This window comes from Agathobaculum sp. TL06, from assembly GCF_054658635.1.
The window spans coordinates 66,109-80,742 of sequence record NZ_BAAGGY010000009.1 but is presented as its reverse complement, the minus strand read 5'-3'; the positions used below and the strand labels follow the sequence as shown (position 1 = coordinate 80,742).

The 14,634-nt window shown below is 60.1% G+C and carries 14 protein-coding genes; all 14 read left to right on the top strand.

Translation table 11 applies throughout. The features are described from left to right. Nucleotides 1-9: 9 nt before the first annotated feature. The 14 genes from ACYQ3S_RS07035 (at nt 10) to ACYQ3S_RS06970 (ending at nt 14,602) form a co-directional block, all read left to right on the top strand. Nucleotides 10-249: a hypothetical protein gene (locus ACYQ3S_RS07035; RefSeq protein ID WP_459688117.1), complete on the top strand. Its 240-nt coding sequence runs from the start codon at nt 10-12 to the stop codon at nt 247-249. An 11-nt stretch (nt 250-260) separates the two neighbouring features. Beyond that, on the top strand, nt 261-1,187 hold the full coding sequence (gene ftsY, locus ACYQ3S_RS07030) for a signal recognition particle-docking protein FtsY (RefSeq protein WP_459688115.1): 927 nt from the start codon (nt 261-263) through the stop codon (nt 1,185-1,187). Next, entirely contained in the window at nt 1,187-1,912 is a 726-nt protein-coding gene (rph, locus tag ACYQ3S_RS07025) for a ribonuclease PH (RefSeq protein ID WP_459688113.1), read from the top strand. The genes ftsY and rph overlap by 1 nt, the downstream gene beginning before the upstream one ends. After that, the gene (gene rdgB, locus ACYQ3S_RS07020) at nt 1,912-2,484 is read left to right on the top strand and encodes an RdgB/HAM1 family non-canonical purine NTP pyrophosphatase (protein WP_459688111.1); all 573 of its coding nucleotides are present in this window, start codon (nt 1,912-1,914) and stop codon (nt 2,482-2,484) included. The genes rph and rdgB overlap by 1 nt, the downstream gene beginning before the upstream one ends. A 24-nt stretch (nt 2,485-2,508) precedes the next feature. Beyond that, complete coding sequence (locus tag ACYQ3S_RS07015; protein ID WP_054326123.1) at nt 2,509-2,808, top strand: YhbY family RNA-binding protein; 300 nt, start codon at nt 2,509-2,511, stop codon at nt 2,806-2,808. After that, complete coding sequence (nadD, locus tag ACYQ3S_RS07010) at nt 2,805-3,398, top strand: nicotinate (nicotinamide) nucleotide adenylyltransferase (protein ID WP_459688109.1); 594 nt, start codon at nt 2,805-2,807, stop codon at nt 3,396-3,398. The genes ACYQ3S_RS07015 and nadD overlap by 4 nt, the downstream gene beginning before the upstream one ends. 44 nt (nt 3,399-3,442) lie before the next feature. Then, nucleotides 3,443-4,021: a bis(5'-nucleosyl)-tetraphosphatase (symmetrical) YqeK gene (yqeK, locus tag ACYQ3S_RS07005; protein WP_459688107.1), complete on the top strand. Its 579-nt coding sequence runs from the start codon at nt 3,443-3,445 to the stop codon at nt 4,019-4,021. A 27-nt stretch (nt 4,022-4,048) separates the two neighbouring features. Further along, nucleotides 4,049-5,638 carry an LCP family protein gene (locus ACYQ3S_RS07000; protein WP_459688106.1) on the top strand — a complete coding sequence of 530 codons (1,590 nt, stop codon included), beginning with the start codon at nt 4,049-4,051 and terminating at the stop codon, nt 5,636-5,638. Nucleotides 5,639-5,664: 26 nt separating this feature from the next. Continuing rightward, nucleotides 5,665-6,030: a ribosome silencing factor gene (gene rsfS / locus ACYQ3S_RS06995; RefSeq protein WP_459688104.1), complete on the top strand. Its 366-nt coding sequence runs from the start codon at nt 5,665-5,667 to the stop codon at nt 6,028-6,030. 82 nt (nt 6,031-6,112) lie between these two features. Continuing rightward, on the top strand, nt 6,113-8,521 hold the full coding sequence (gene leuS, locus ACYQ3S_RS06990; RefSeq protein ID WP_459688103.1) for a leucine--tRNA ligase: 2,409 nt from the start codon (nt 6,113-6,115) through the stop codon (nt 8,519-8,521). A 121-nt stretch (nt 8,522-8,642) separates the two neighbouring features. Beyond that, nucleotides 8,643-8,825, top strand: a complete 183-nt coding sequence (gene rpsU / locus ACYQ3S_RS06985; protein ID WP_031472056.1) for a 30S ribosomal protein S21 — start codon at nt 8,643-8,645, stop codon at nt 8,823-8,825. 530 nt (nt 8,826-9,355) lie between these two features. Then, nucleotides 9,356-11,350: a DNA gyrase/topoisomerase IV subunit B gene (locus ACYQ3S_RS06980; protein ID WP_459688101.1), complete on the top strand. Its 1,995-nt coding sequence runs from the start codon at nt 9,356-9,358 to the stop codon at nt 11,348-11,350. 185 nt (nt 11,351-11,535) lie between these two features. Continuing rightward, nucleotides 11,536-12,411 carry an acyltransferase gene (locus ACYQ3S_RS06975; RefSeq protein ID WP_459688099.1) on the top strand — a complete coding sequence of 292 codons (876 nt, stop codon included), beginning with the start codon at nt 11,536-11,538 and terminating at the stop codon, nt 12,409-12,411. Next, on the top strand, nt 12,395-14,602 hold the full coding sequence (locus tag ACYQ3S_RS06970) for a DNA gyrase subunit A (protein WP_459688097.1): 2,208 nt from the start codon (nt 12,395-12,397) through the stop codon (nt 14,600-14,602). The genes ACYQ3S_RS06975 and ACYQ3S_RS06970 overlap by 17 nt, the downstream gene beginning before the upstream one ends. Nucleotides 14,603-14,634: the final 32 nt, after the last annotated feature.

Here is a 14,634-nt window from a genome sequence, read left to right as displayed (position 1 = left end):
ATGGAGAATATGCTGTATGATCTTTTGCGTGATCTTTATTCAATTCTTCGTGGAACAGGGGCAGTTTTATGGTTCGTGTGGCCGTTTATGTTCGTGTGCGGGCTGGGCAGCATCGTCTGGTACGCGCATCCGCAGTCGGGGGAAAGCGAGGCGGACAGCGAACGGCGGCGCAGCCGGTTTATTGCGGCAGAGATCGCGGCGGGCTTTGCGCTGCTGATGATGTTCTGTGCGGTGGGAAGTAACATTTAGGAGCTGAAACAATGGGATTATTCGATAAAATTAAAAAAGGGCTGCAGAAGACGAGCGATGCGGTCAGCCGCTCGCTCGACGCGGTGTTCGCGGGGTTTGTCACGATAGATGACGACCTGCTGGAAGAACTGGAGGAAGCGCTCATCCTGTCCGACGTAGGCGCGGCAAACGCCGCCAAAATCGTGGCGGAGGTGGAAAAGCGCGCGCAGAGGCAGAACGTCACCTCGGCGCTCGAGCTGCGCTACGTTCTCAAGGACACGCTGCTCGATATGATGCTGGATAACCAGCCGCTGGACGTTTCGGGCAAGCCTGCGGTTGTGCTGGTGATCGGCGTTAACGGCGTGGGCAAGACCACGTCGATCGGCAAGCTGGCCGCCCGCTATGTGGGCGAGGGCAAAAAGGTCATGCTGGCCGCCGCGGATACGTTCCGCGCCGCCGCCGCCGACCAGCTTGAGATTTGGGCGAAGCGCGCGGGCGCGGACATCGTGCGCCACGGCGAGGGCGCGGATCCGGCCGCGGTCGTATTCGATTCGATCTCCGCGGCCAAGGCGCGCGGCAGCGATGTAATCATCATCGACACCGCGGGACGCCTGCACAACAAGGCTAACCTGATGAATGAGCTGGCCAAGATCGACCGTGTGATCACGCGCGAGCTGCCGGACGCTTCGCGCGAGACCCTGCTCGTGCTGGACGCGACTACCGGACAGAACGCTGTGCATCAGGCGGAGGAATTCAATAAGGTCGCAGCGCTTACCGGCATTGTGCTGACCAAGCTGGACGGGACGGCGAAGGGCGGCATCGTTATCGCGATTTCGGCCGGACTCGGCGTGCCGGTCAAGCTGGTCGGCGTGGGCGAGGGCCTGGACGACCTGGTCGATTTCGACCGTTCCGCATTTTTGGAGGCGGTCCTGCCGCCGCTTGAGGGAGGGATTTCCTGATGCAGAGACCGGACGGAAGGACAGCCGGCGCGCTGCGGCCGGTAAAGCTTATCACGGATTTCACCATGTACGCCGAAGGCTCGGTGCTGGTCGAGATGGGCAACACCCGCGTGATCTGCACCGCCTCGGTAGAGGATAAGGTGCCGCCGTTCCTGGAGGGCAAGGGCCTCGGCTGGGTAACGGCCGAATACGCCATGCTGCCGCGCGCAACCAATACGCGCAAGAAGCGCGATATCAAAAGCCTGAAGCTGGACGGGCGCTCAAGCGAGATCCAGCGGCTGATCGGCCGCTCGCTGCGCGCGGTGGTCGACCGCGAAGCGCTGGGCGAGCGCCAGATCACGATCGACTGCGACGTGATCCAGGCGGACGGAGGCACGCGCTGCGCGTCCATCACGGGCGGGTTTGTGGCGCTGTGGCTGGCCTGTAAGCGCCTGCTGGACGCGGGCGTAATTGATAAGATGCCGCTCACCGCGCAGGTTGCGGCGGTTTCGGTCGGTATTTTTGAGGACGAGGCCGTGCTGGACCTGAATTACGCGGAGGACAGCCACGCAATCGTGGACTGCAACGTCGTGATGACCTCCAAAGGCGAGTTTATCGAGGTGCAGGGTACGGGCGAGGGGCGCCCGTTCACGGACGGGGAGCTGAAAAAGCTGCTCGGTCTTGGAAAACGCGGCTGTGCGCGCCTGTGCCGGGCGCAGAGCAAGGTCATGGGGGAGAGCCTGTGATGAAATTCGTGCTTGCATCCCACAACAAAAAGAAGATAGCGGAAATGGCGGCGATTCTGGGGGAGCTGGGCGTCGAGGTCGTCCCGCTGCCCGAGGATGCGCCCGAGCCGGCGGAGGATGGCGCCACGTTTGAGGAAAACGCGCGCATCAAGGCGGCGAGCGCGGCGGGCTTCACCGGCCTGCCCGCCATCGCGGACGACTCCGGCCTTTGCGTGGACGCGCTGGGCGGCGCGCCGGGCATCTACTCCGCGCGCTACTGCGAGGGGACCGATCAGGCGCGCAACGACCTGCTGCTGCGCAATATGGAGGATCAGGACGACCGCGCCTGCCGTTTCGTGTGCGCGATCGCGTGCATCCTGCCGGATGGGGAAACGCTGACCGTGCGCGGCGAGTGCGAGGGAGAACTGCTCCGTGAAAGCCATGGCGCGGGCGGATTTGGATATGACCCGCTGTTCTATGTGCCGGCCTGCGGCTGCACATTCGGCGAACTGCCGCCGGAAACCAAAAATGAGATTTCCCACCGCGGCCGCGCCCTGAGAAAGCTCAAAGAGGCGCTGCAAGGCCGCCTTTAACCGATCAAGACAGGAGAATCATCTATGCTGACTACCAAACAGCGCGCACAGCTGCGCGCGCTTGCCAATCCGCTTGCCGATACGCTGATCATTGGCAAGGAGGGTGTGACCGATGCGGTCGAGCGCCAGCTCGACCAACTGCTCGAAGCGCACGAGCTGGTCAAGGGCAAGGTGCTGGAAAGCGCCATGCTCACCCCGCGCACAGTGTCCGAAGCGCTGTGCGAGGCGGCCGGCGCCGAACCGGTGCAGTGCATCGGCTCGAAATTTATCCTCTACCGCCAGGCGCGGGACAAGGATAAGCGGAAGATCGTGCTGGTCAAATGAGAACGGGCATACTCGGCGGGACATTCAACCCGCCGCACCTGGGGCATCTGCACGCCGCGTGCCTTGCCAGGGAAGCGCTGGGGCTGGATAAGGTGCTGTTCATCCCGACCAATATCCCGCCGCACAAAGCGCTGCCGGAGGACACCGCGACCGTGGCCGACCGCTGCGAAATGGTGCGCCTGCTGCTGGCGGATACCCCTTGGGCGCGGCTGGACACGCTGGAGGTGGAGCGCGGCGGCGCGAGCTATACGGTCGATACGCTGCGCGCGCTGCATGCGCGGGGCGAGCATGCGCTTTACCTGATCGTCGGCACGGATATGCTGCTGTCGTTCGACCGGATCTGGCGCGCGCCCGAGGAGATCGCACGCCTGTCCACGCTCGCCGTGTGCGCGCGGGACGGGGACGACTGGGACGCGCTGGCCGACAAGGCGGCGCGCCTGCGCCAAACCATGAACGCCAAAATCGAGATGGTCCGAGGGGAAAGCCTGACCATCTCTTCGACCGAGCTGCGGCAGGGCGGCGCGCTGCGCCGCTATACCCCGCCCGCAGTCGCGGATTATATCGAGCGAAATCACCTGTATGGGTATTGACAAGATAAAAAAATCGATATAAAAAAGAAAGGCGGGTAAAAGTTATGTTGTGTAACGACGAAATGCGGAAGGGGATCCTGTCGAGGCTGCACGGATACCGGTATGAGCATACGCTCGGCTGCGAGCGGGCGGCCAGGATGCTGGCGGAGCGCTTCGGCGGGGACGTGGAAAAGGCGGGCTTCGCTGCCATATTGCACGACATAACAAAACATCTTTCTCCGCAAGAACAGTTGAATTTATGTGCGAAATACGGTATAATACCCTGTAACGTCGAAAAAAGCGAGCCGAAAATGCTGCACGGGAAAACCGCTGCGGCGATCGCGCGCGTGGAATACGGCGCGCCGGAGGATGTGTGCGAGGCCATCGCCTGCCACACCACCGGAAAACACGGCATGACGCTGCTGGATAAAATCCTTTATCTGGCGGATTACATTGAGGAAACCCGCGATTTTCCCGGGGTCGAAAAAGCAAGGGAGCTTGCCCGGCTCAGCCTGGACCGCGCGCTGCTTTACTGCTACGACCAGACGCTGACCGAGCTGATCGCGCGGGGCAAGCTGATCCACAGCGATACCATCGGCGCCTACAACGATATGATCTACCATGGTATCCGCTGGCGGGAGTGACAGGAGTAAACTGGAGGCAGGAATCGTTTGAAACTTTTTGGAGGAAGCGGCGGCCACAGCGGTAAACCCAGCCGCGCGAAAAAGAAAAAGACGGCGCAGTATGCGGCGCCTATCGCGGACGAAAAGCCGCAGGCCGCCAAAACCGCGCCCAAACCGACGGGCAAAAAAGGCGGCAGGACCAAAAAGCCGCTCACCAAAGGGCAGAAGCGGAAGCGGGTCATCATCGCGGTGGCGGTGGTGCTTGCGCTGCTGGCCAGCGCGGCCGCGGCCGCGGCGCTCCTTATCCGTCCGCCGGAGGGCAACGACCCCACGATCAAGGACAAGGAAAACGGCGATAAGATCGACGTCAACAGCCTGCTCAATTCGGGTACGCGCATTGACGATGTGTTCACTTTTGTGGTCGGCGCGGTGGACGAGGACGAAACACGGACCGACGCGCTCATGGTCGTCACCATGGATACCAATAAAAAGACGATCAACGTCATGAATATCCCGCGCGACACCATGTGCAACAACAGCGCCACGGGTGCGAGCCGCAAGATCAACGCGGCCTATGCTATCGGCGGCATCGAGCAGACCAAGAAAGAGATCGAACGGCTGATGGGCTTCCGGCCGGACTATTATGTGATCGTCAACTTTGACGGCATCGCGGCCATTGTGGACGCGATCGACGGCGTTGAGTATGAGGTGCCGTTCCGCATGGAGTACGACGACCCCTCGCAGGACCTCCACATTGACCTGTATGCAGGCAACCAGACGCTCAACGGCGATCAGGTCGTGCAGTTCCTGCGCTGGCGCCATAATAACGACTACTCCGTACAATACCCCAACGGCGACGAGGGCCGCGTGGAAAACCAGCAGAAATTCCTCAAGGAGCTGGCCAACCAGGTACTCCAGCTGAAAAATATCACCAAGATTCCGAGTATCGCGGATGCGGTGTTCCAGAACGTCAAAACCGACCTGACCGCGGGCAACCTGCTCTGGATGGGCATGCAGGCGCTCAAGATCAAAAACGACAGCATCCAGTTCTTCACCCTGCCCGGCTATGGGCAGATGAGCACGGCGGGAAGCTCGACCGCGTTTTCGTTCTTCTTCCCGTATTATCAGGAGACGCTCGACCTGGTCAACCAGTATTTCAACCCATATGAAGAGGATATCACGGCGCTCGACATGGTGAGCGGTCCGGAAAGCTATTCGGGCGGCGGCTATGACGATACGGACCCATATGAAAATTACGTCTGGGGCGATACGGCCTCCAGCGATGAGCCAAGCGACGATTCCTCCGGCGGCGACGTGTCGGTCGATCCTGAGGCCGGCGGCACGGAGGGAGACAACAGCGGCGCCGGCGGCGGCACGACCACGGGACCGGATACCGGCGGCACAACGACTGACCCGAACGCTGGCGGTACCGGCGGCGGCACGACCGGTCCGAACGGCGGCAACGGTGGCACGACGACCGACCCGAACACTGGCGGCTCCGGTGACGGAAGCGGCGGCACGACGACCGACCCGAACGGCGGTACCGGCGGCGGCACGACCGACCCGGGCGGCTCCTCCGGCGGGGGAGAATCTTCGGGCGGCGAAACGACGCCCCTGCCGGGCGATCCTGAGGCATAATTTATTGAGTAAAAGGAGTTTGCAAATTGACTGCACAACAGACGGTAAAGGCGATCTGCGAGGCCCTGATCGAGAAAAAAGGGCAGGATATTCAGGTGCTCCAGGTAGAGCGCCTGACCGAGCTGACCGAGTACTTTGTCATTTGCTCGGCAAGCTCGACCACACAGGTCAAAGCCCTGGCGGACAACGTGGAGTGGCGCCTGAAATACGACCACGAGACTTTGGTCCACCATACGGAAGGCTATGAATCCGCGCAGTGGATGCTGCTGGATTACGGCTGCGTGGTCCTGCATGTGTTCATGCCGGAGGCGCGCAAGTTCTATAATCTGGAGAACCTGTGGAAGGACGGAACGCCGGTGCCGCTGGCCGACCTTGGCGTGGAAGAAAAGTAAAAACGGGATGCGGCGGGTGCAGAACGGTGTCCGCCGCGTTGCCGCGTCTAAAATAAATCATTCACTTTAGGGGGAGAATCCGTTGAAGTACGAGCATAAGCAAGTGGAAAAGAAGTGGCAGGATATCTGGGATGAGGCGCACTGCTTCGAAGCGGAAAACGGCAGCGCAAAGGAAAAGTTCTACGCGCTCGTCGAGTTTCCGTACCCGTCGGGACAGGGGCTGCATGTAGGCCATCCGCGTTCCTATACCGCGCTGGATATCGTCGCGCGCAAAAAGCGCATGCAGGGATACAACGTCCTTTACCCGATGGGATGGGATGCGTTCGGCCTGCCGACCGAGAATTACGCGATCAAAAACCACGTCCATCCGGCTGAGGTGACCAAAAACAACATCGCCCGCTTTAAGGGACAGCTCAAGGCGCTCGGCCTGTCGTTCGACTGGTCGCGCGAGATCAATACCACCGACCCGAATTACTACAAGTGGACCCAGTGGATCTTCCTGCAGCTCTTCAAGAAGGGCCTGGCATACAAGAAGGAAATGAGCGTCAACTGGTGTACCTCCTGCAAGTGCGTGCTGGCAAACGAGGAGGTCGTCAACGGCGTGTGCGAGCGCTGCGGCAGCGAGGTCGTCCATAAGACCAAGAGCCAGTGGATGCTCGCCATCACCAAGTACGCGCAGCGCCTGATCGACGATCTGGACGACGTGGACTTCATCGAGCGCGTCAAGGTGCAGCAGAAAAATTGGATCGGCCGTTCGACCGGCGCGGAGGTCGATTTCAAGACCACCGAAGGCGACACGCTGACCGTTTATACCACCCGTCCGGACACTCTGTTCGGCGCGACCTATATGGTTATCTCGCCCGAGCATCCGGCGGTCGAAAAGTGGGCGGGCAAGCTGGCCAATATCGACGAGATCCATGCCTACCGCGAGGAGGCCGCCCGCAAGTCGGACTTTGAGCGCACCGAGCTGAACAAGGACAAGACCGGCGTCAAGCTCGACGGCGTGGCGGCGGTCAATCCGGTGAACGGCCGCGAGATCCCGATCTTCGTGTCGGATTACGTCCTGATGGGCTACGGCACGGGCGCGATCATGGCTGTGCCGGCGCATGACGACCGCGACTGGGAATTTGCCAAAAAGTTCGGCTGTGAGATCATCGAGGTGGTTTCCGGCGGCGAGGATGTGCAGAAGGCCGCTTTCACCGCCAAGGACGAAACCGGTATCCTGGTCAATTCGGAGTTCCTCAACGGCAAGACGGTTAAGGACGCCATTCCGGCGATGATCGCCTGGCTGGAGGAAAAGGGCATCGGCCGCGCCAAGGTGCAGTACAAGCTGCGCGACTGGGTGTTCTCCCGCCAGCGCTACTGGGGCGAGCCTATCCCGCTGGTACACTGTGACAAGTGCGGCTGGGTGGCGATTCCAGAGGAGCAGCTGCCGCTTGAGCTGCCCAACGTACACACCTATGAGCCGACCGACAACGGCGAATCCCCGCTCGCGCACATGACCGACTGGGTCAACACCACCTGCCCGTGCTGCGGCGGCCCCGCCAAGCGCGAGACCGACACCATGCCCCAGTGGGCGGGGTCGTCCTGGTACTTCCTGCGCTATATGGACCCGCACAACGACAAGGCGCTCGCGTCTAAGGAAGCGCTCGAATACTGGTCTCCGGTGGACTGGTACAACGGCGGCATGGAGCACACCACACTCCACCTGCTGTACAGCCGCTTCTGGCACAAGTTCCTGTATGACATCGGCGTGGTGCCGACCAAGGAGCCGTATGCCAAGCGCACCAGCCATGGCATGATCCTGGGCGAGAACGGCGAGAAGATGTCCAAGAGCCGCGGCAACGTCGTCAATCCGGACGAAATTGTAGAAACCTACGGCGCGGACACCATGCGCCTGTACGAAATGTTTATCGGCGACTTTGAGAAGGCCGCGCCGTGGAGCCCGAAGTCGATCAAGGGCTGCCGCCGCTTCCTCGAGCGCGTATGGGCGCTGGCGGAAAAGGTGCAGGAGGGCGAGGCCTACTCCAAGCAGCACGAGGTGCTCATGCACCGCACGATCAAAAAGGTCGGCGATGACGCGGACAACCTCAAGGCCAATACCGCGATCGCGGCGCTGATGACCATGCTCAACGAATTCTACGACAAAGGCGTCAATAAGGCGGAGTATATGACGTTCCTGACCCTGCTCAACCCCTTTGCGCCGCATATTACCGAGGAGCTGTGGCAGCAGATGGGCGGCGAGGGCCTGCTCTCCGTTGCGCCGTGGCCGCAGTACGACGAGGCCAAGACGGTCGAGGACACGGTCGAAATGGCGGTGCAGATCAACGGCAAGCTCAAGTGTACCATCAAGCTGCCGGCGGACTGCGACAAGCAGGCGGCGATCGACGCCGCGCTGGCCGAGGAAAAGGTGCAGCATGCGGTTGAGGGCAAGCAGATGGTCAAGCAGATCGTCGTGCCGGGTAAAATCGTCAATCTGGTTGTCCGCTGAACTTTGCTGTTGACACGGACGGTAAAAACAGATATAATATTCTTACGGTTTTTTGTGCTCTGGCATAGGAGGCCGTGCAAAGTGTCCCTCCATAGGGGGACGCGCGGAGGGAGGGAAAACTGTGTCGGAGATCCGCATTAAGGAAAACGAGTCTATTGACAGCGCGCTGCGCCGTTTTAAGCGTTCGTGCGCCAAAGCGGGTACGCTTTCCGAGCTCCGCAAGCGTGAGCATTATGAAAGCCCGAGCGTCAAGCGCCGCAAGAAGTCTGAGGCCGCGCGCGCGAAGAAGAAAAAGTTCAGATAAGATCGCTTAAAGCGCGTTTTCGATCGAACAAAACGTTCCTGAGGGCTTCGGCCGAGGGACGTTCGCGGAAAGATGCCGCAGGGGGTTATACCCCCTGCGGCATCTTTCTGTCTGTAACCGCTGGGCGAAGTTTACAGTTCTTTCAAAGATTCTACAAACTTTAGACATATCGATCGGGTATTCTATTATCAGAGCAAGGGAAACACCCCTTTTGACATATACTTCTTCATGGGAAGATAATAAAAATCTGTTCGGCCCTGTGGGACGGAATACCGCGCAGGCTCCCGAACAGTCCACAAACAAGAGGCGGTACCGCCCATTATTATAAAAACGCGCTTTGCAGAGGCAAAGCGCGTTTTTGCGTGACAGAGCAGGGGGGCTTGCGAGGAAGGTTGTGGGACAATAAGTTATATCCATTTTCCGCGAAAGGAAAGGATCATGCAGGAAACAATTGAAAAAATCCTGAAAAAAGCGTATACTATATTAGTTATGGAATTTAATGAGCCTTAATACAGGAGTTAGGAACGTATATGAGCAAAGCAAAACCGTCTTACGGTAATGAAAGCATTTCCTCGCTCAAGGGCGCGGACCGCGTCCGTAAGCGCCCAGGCGTAATTTTCGGGTCGGATGGGCTGGAGGGCTGTGAGCACGCGGTGTTCGAGATTCTCTCCAACTCGATTGACGAAGCGCGCGAGGGCTATGGCAGCGAGATCGTCACCACCCGATACGCGGATGGCTCGATCGAGGTCGCGGACCACGGCCGCGGCATTCCGGTGGAGTGGAATGAAAGCGAGCAGCGGTATAACTGGGAGCTGGTGTTCTGCGAGCTGTACGCGGGCGGCAAATACAAGAACGACACCGGGGAGAACTATGAGTTTTCGCTCGGCCTTAACGGCCTGGGTACCTGCGCGACCCAGTACTCCTCGGAATATATGGATGTGACGGTCGTCCGCGACGGGTTCGAGTACACCCTGCACTTTGAAAAGGGCGAAAACAAAACCGGCACCAGGGAGGGCTTTGTCAAAGCGCCCACGACCAGCAAAAAGACCGGCACCACCATCCGCTGGAAGCCCGACCTCGAGGTGTTCACGGATATCAACATTCCGGTGGAGTATTATCTGGATACGCTCAAGCGGCAGGCGGTGGTCAACAGCCATGTGAAATTTGTGCTGAAAAACCAGTCCGGCGGCAAATTTGAAACCACCGAGTTTTTGTACCAGAACGGCATTGTGGATTATGTGACCGAGCTTGCGGGCGAGAACCCGCTGACCTCGGTGCAGTTCCTCGAAAGCGAGCGCCGCGGCCGTGACCGTGCGGACAAGTCGGAATACAAGGTCAAGCTGTCGTGCGCATTCTGCTTCTCGTCCGCGGTGTCGCAGATCGAGTATTACCACAATTCGTCCTGGCTGGAGCACGGCGGCGCGCCGGACAAGGCGGTGCGCTCGGCGTTTGTCTCCGCAATCGACGCCTATCTCAAGCAGAACGGCAAATATAACAAATCCGAAAGCAAGGTCACGTTTCAGGACGTGATGGACAGCTTGGTGCTGGTGACCAACTGCTTTTCCACCCAGACCTCGTACGAGAACCAGACCAAAAAGGCCATTACCAACAAGTTCATCCAGGAGGCGATGACCGACTTCCTCAAGCAGGGACTGGAAATCTACTTCATCGAGAACAAGGCCGAGGCGGACAAGATCGCCGAGCAGATCCTGATTAACAAGCGCAGCCGCGAGCAGGCGGAAAAGGCGCGCCTGAACATCAAAAAGAAGCTGTCCGGCAATATCGATCTCGCTAACCGCGTGCAGAAATTCGTGGACTGCCGCACCAAGGACGTGACGCGCCGCGAGCTGTACATCGTGGAGGGCGATTCCGCGCTCGGTTCGGTCAAGCAGGGGCGGGACAGCGAGTTCCAGGCCATCATGCCCGTGCGCGGCAAAATCTTAAACTGCCTGAAGGCGGATTACGACAAGATCTTCAAAAACGATATCATCACCGACCTTTTGAAGGTGCTCGGCTGCGGTGTGGAGGTGCGCGGCAAGGCCAGCCGCGACCTGTCCGCGTTCGATCTGGACGCGCTGCGCTGGCGGCGTATCATCATCTGCACGGATGCGGATGTGGACGGCTTCCAGATCCGCACGTTGATCCTGACCATGCTGTACCGGCTGGTGCCGACGCTGATCGAGCAGGGGTATGTGTATATCGCGGAGTCCCCGCTGTACGAGATCACGCACAGGGACAAGAGCTATTTCGCGTTCGACGAGAGCGAAAAGGCCGCGATCCTCAAAAAGCTGGAGGGTAAAAAGGTGCTTATCCAGCGCTCCAAGGGCCTGGGCGAGAACGAGGCCGACATGATGTGGGAAACCACCATGAACCCCGAAACCCGCCGCCTGATCCGCATTACGCCGGACGAAGCGCAGGCGACCAGCGAGATGTTCGACCTGCTGCTGGGCGATAACCTGTCCGGCCGCAAGGAGTATATCGCGGAGAACGGGGCGCAGTATTTGGAGCTGGCGGATATTTCGTAACAAAAGGGGAAATAGGGGGATAGTGATGAGGCGATTTCCGCAGATGGATGGGCTGCGCGCGGCCGCGGCCATGGCTGTTGTGATGATCCATACAACAGCGGGGGCGGCCGGATGGCCGGCGGTTTGCTGCAATCAGCTTGCGCGGTTTTCCGTGCCGCTTTTTCTGATGCTTTCCGGCTTCGGACATGCACAGGTGTACGCACAGAGCGGACAAATGTATACGGGGGGGGGTACACTCTGCTTGGAGACGGCTGAAGCGGGTTCTGCCCGCGTACCTCGTCTGGTCGGCGGCTTATCTGCTGCTGGAAGCGGCTTCCGGCGCGCCGCACGCGCATCCGGTACGGGATATCCTGACCGGAAAAGCCTATATGCACTTGTATTATATCCCTGTGCTGGTGCAGTTCATTGTGCTGAGCGGTCCGCTGCAGCGGGCCGCGCGGCGCTTCCCGCGGAGAACGCTCGTCATAGCGGCGGCGGTGAGCCTTGCGGCGCAGGCGGTTCTGTGCGCACAGACGATGGGGCTGCTGCGGCTGCCGGCGTTTCCCCTCTCGCCGACAGTATGCTTCCTCCCGTGGACGGTGTTCTATGTGGGCGGGGCGCTGCTCCGGCGGCAGGTGGAGCGGGGGATGCCGCGGCTTTCCCTTTGTGTATGGCTGTGGGCGGCGAGCGCTGCCGCCGTACTGGGTACGGCAAAGCTGCTGCCCGCTGTGCGTGCGCTTTCGCTCCGGCCGGATATCACGGCATACGCCTTTACCTCTTTTCTGCTGCTGTGGGCGCTGTGCAGCCTGCCGCAGGATGTCCCGCGGCCCGTCCGCGCAGTCAGCCGGCTATCCTTTGGGCTTTATCTGTCGCATCCGCTGGTAATGCGCCTGTGGATAGAATGGACGACGCGCCAGCCAAAGGTGGTGTACCTACGGTTCTGGCAGCTTTGGCTACTGGCGTTCGCCGGCGGGCTGCTGATCGCATCCGTGCTGGCCGTTTTGCCGCACGGCAGTCTGCTAGGCGGCGCGCCGCGTAAAAATACGAAACAAACGGAGGGCCAGAATGGCGAAAAAACCTGAGATAAAACAATATAAAGAGCATCCCTCGGTGGACCAGCGCATCACGGACACGCTGCGCGAAAACTACATGCCGTATGCGATGAGCGTTATCGTCTCGCGCGCAATACCGGAAATCGACGGCTTCAAGCCCTCGCACCGCAAGCTGCTGTACACCATGTACAAGATGGGGCTGCTGAACGGTAACCGCACCAAGTCGGCCAATATCGTCGGCTCGACCATGAAGCTCAACCCGCACGGCGACGCGGCGATCTACGAAACCATGGTGCGTCTGACGCGCGGCAACGAGGCGCTGCTGACCCCGTTCGTGGACAGCAAGGGCAATTTCGGCAAGGTGTATTCGCGCGATATGGCCTACGCCGCGCCGCGTTATACCGAGGCCAAGCTGGACGCATTCTGCGCCGAGCTGTTCCGCGACATTGACACGGACGCGGTCGATTTCATGGATAACTATGACGGTACGATGCAGGAGCCGACGCTGCTGCCGACCACCTTCCCCAATATCCTGGTGTCGGCCAACACGGGCATCGCGGTCGGTATGGCTTCGAATTTCTGCGGCTTTAACCTGGGCGAGGTGTGCCGCACCACGATCGCGTATATCAAGGACTCCGCGCACGACCTGCTTTCCACCCTGCCCGCGCCCGACTTTTCAACCGGCGGCGAGCTGATCTACGATGAAGCCGAGATGCGCGCGATCTATGAGACCGGCCGCGGCTCGTTCAAGGTGCGCGCCAGGTGGACGTATAACAAAAAGGAAAACCTGATCGAGATCACCGAGATCCCCTATACGACGACCATCGAGGCGATCATCGATAAGATTGCCGAGCTGGTCAAATCCGGCAAGGTGCGCGAGATCGCGGACGTGCGCGATGAGACCGACCTTTCCGGCTTAAAGATCGCCATTGACCTCAAGCGCGGCACCGATCCGGACAAGCTGATGGCGCGGCTGATGAAAATGACCCCGCTGATGGACAGCTTTTCCTGCAACTTCAACGTGCTGATCGGCGGCATGCCGCGCGTGCTGGGTGTGCGCGAACTGCTGGACGAGTGGACGGCCTGGCGCACCGAATGCGTGCGCCGCCGCGTGTTCTTCGACCTGAATAAGAAAAAGGACAAGCTGCACCTGCTGCACGGCCTGCAGAAGATCCTGCTCGATATCGACAAGGCGATCCAGATCATCCGCGAGACCGAGGAGGACGCCGAGGTCATTCCCAATCTGATGATCGGCTTTGGCATCGACCAGATCCAGGCCGAGTTCATCGCGGATATCCGCCTGCGCAACATCAACAAGGAATATATCCTCAAACGCACGCAGGAGACCGAGGCGCTCGAAAAAGAAATCGCCAGACTTGAGGAGATCGTAGGCTCCAAGGCCAAGATTCGGAATATTATCGTCAAGGAACTGGAGCAGGTCATCAAGAAATATCCCTCCGAGCGGAAGACCAGCCTTGTGACCGCAGGGGCGGTGCAGGAGTTCGATGCGGAGGACCATATCGAGGACTACCCCGTGCTGCTGTTCCTGACGCGCGAAGGGTATTTCAAGAAGATCACGCCGCAGTCCTGGCGCATGTCGCAGGAGCATAAGCTCAAGGAGGGCGACGAGGTGGCCTGGCAGGCCGAGGCGACCAACAAGGCGGAGATTATCTTCTTCACCAATTTGCAGCAGGCGTATAAGGCGCGGCTGTATGACTTTGACGACTGCAAGGCCTCCGTGCTGGGCGACTATCTGGCCGCCAAGCTGGGCATGGAGGAGGGCGAAGCGCCGGTGTACGCCCTGTTGCCGGGCGACTACAAGGGCAGCATGGCCGTCGTGTTCCAGAACGGCAAGGCCGCGCGTTTCTCGCTCGAGTCGTTCGAAACCAAGACCAACCGCCGCCGCCTGACAGGCGCGTATTCGGGCAAGTCGCCCGCGGTGGCGTTCTTCCATCCGATCGACGAGGAAACCGAAATCACCATGTTTTCCACCGCGAACCGCGCGCTGACGTTCCGCGCGGGCATGCTGGACATCAAGACCAGCCGCTCGACGCAGGGCGTGCAGGCGATGGTGCTGCGCGGCAAGCACACCATCACGCGCGCCTGCCGCATGGAGGAGGCGGGCCTGACCGACAACGGCCGCTACCGCTGCCGCAGCATCCCGTCCATCGGCGCGCTGCTGACCGACGAGGACCTGCCGGAGCAACAGCTCAAGCTGTAAGACTTTATCGTCCGTGGAACCGGACAGAGGGA

Excerpts from the sequence above, each read along its gene's own strand:
- ACYQ3S_RS07035 (WP_459688117.1), top strand. The coding sequence starts at position 10 with ATGCTGTATGATCTTTTGCGTGATCTTTATTCAATTCTTCGTGGAACA.
- ftsY (WP_459688115.1), top strand. The coding sequence starts at position 261 with ATGGGATTATTCGATAAAATTAAAAAAGGGCTGCAGAAGACGAGCGAT.
- rph (WP_459688113.1), top strand. The coding sequence starts at position 1,187 with ATGCAGAGACCGGACGGAAGGACAGCCGGCGCGCTGCGGCCGGTAAAG.
- rdgB (WP_459688111.1), top strand. The coding sequence starts at position 1,912 with ATGAAATTCGTGCTTGCATCCCACAACAAAAAGAAGATAGCGGAAATG.
- ACYQ3S_RS07015 (WP_054326123.1), top strand. The coding sequence starts at position 2,509 with ATGCTGACTACCAAACAGCGCGCACAGCTGCGCGCGCTTGCCAATCCG.
- nadD (WP_459688109.1), top strand. The coding sequence starts at position 2,805 with ATGAGAACGGGCATACTCGGCGGGACATTCAACCCGCCGCACCTGGGG.
- yqeK (WP_459688107.1), top strand. The coding sequence starts at position 3,443 with ATGTTGTGTAACGACGAAATGCGGAAGGGGATCCTGTCGAGGCTGCAC.
- ACYQ3S_RS06980 (WP_459688101.1), top strand. The coding sequence starts at position 9,356 with ATGAGCAAAGCAAAACCGTCTTACGGTAATGAAAGCATTTCCTCGCTC.
- ACYQ3S_RS06975 (WP_459688099.1), top strand. The coding sequence starts at position 11,536 with ATGCACAGGTGTACGCACAGAGCGGACAAATGTATACGGGGGGGGGTA.
- ACYQ3S_RS06970 (WP_459688097.1), top strand. The coding sequence starts at position 12,395 with ATGGCGAAAAAACCTGAGATAAAACAATATAAAGAGCATCCCTCGGTG.